Source organism: Burkholderia territorii (genome assembly GCF_902833055.1).
Classification (GTDB): Bacteria; Pseudomonadota; Gammaproteobacteria; order Burkholderiales; family Burkholderiaceae; genus Burkholderia; species Burkholderia territorii.
Genome location: NZ_CADFEJ010000132.1, coordinates 1 through 468 on the forward strand (window position 1 = coordinate 1; position 468 = coordinate 468).

The 468-nt window shown below is 62.8% G+C and carries 1 protein-coding gene; it reads right to left on the reverse strand.

Features of this window, described 5'->3' with window-relative positions; all coding sequences use genetic code 11:
- Nucleotides 1-454, reverse strand: a 454-nt coding sequence (locus tag HW466_RS31380; protein WP_244138254.1) for a HipA domain-containing protein, incomplete at its 3' end; no start/stop codon positions are given.
- Between the last annotated feature and the right edge of the window lie 14 nt (nucleotides 455-468).

Here is a 468-nt window from a genome sequence, read left to right on the forward strand (position 1 = left end):
CACTGGCCAGGACGGGGTGCGGAACGACGTCGTACAGAGGGCTGAGCACCCAGCCGTTACGCCGTGGGTCCCGTATGAAGCCATGATTGCGAAGATGGTCGTCGTCGTTGGTCACGAAAATGTTGAACACCATGCGAGCAAACATCTCCTCGCCATCGGCTTTGACACGATCCAGGTGGACGTATTTGTGGATGGCGCGGCCCAGGTCGGCATAGGTCTTGTCGGGCGACTCCAGCTCGTTGCAGGCGGTGAGCGTAAGGCCGCTGACGAAAGGAAGCCGGCCTTCGATGCGGCCCTCCCCAGGGCGGGTGTCGTGCAAGGCGTCTTCAGGCGGCTTCTGACCAACCTGGCTCCAGTAGCGGTCAAAGCGACGAATCAGCATGACAGGCCGGCCGCCGATATCCTGGTGGCGTACCTCCGGGACCGTCAGACCACAGCGGCGGGCAAGCTCCAAGGTGCAGGACTCCG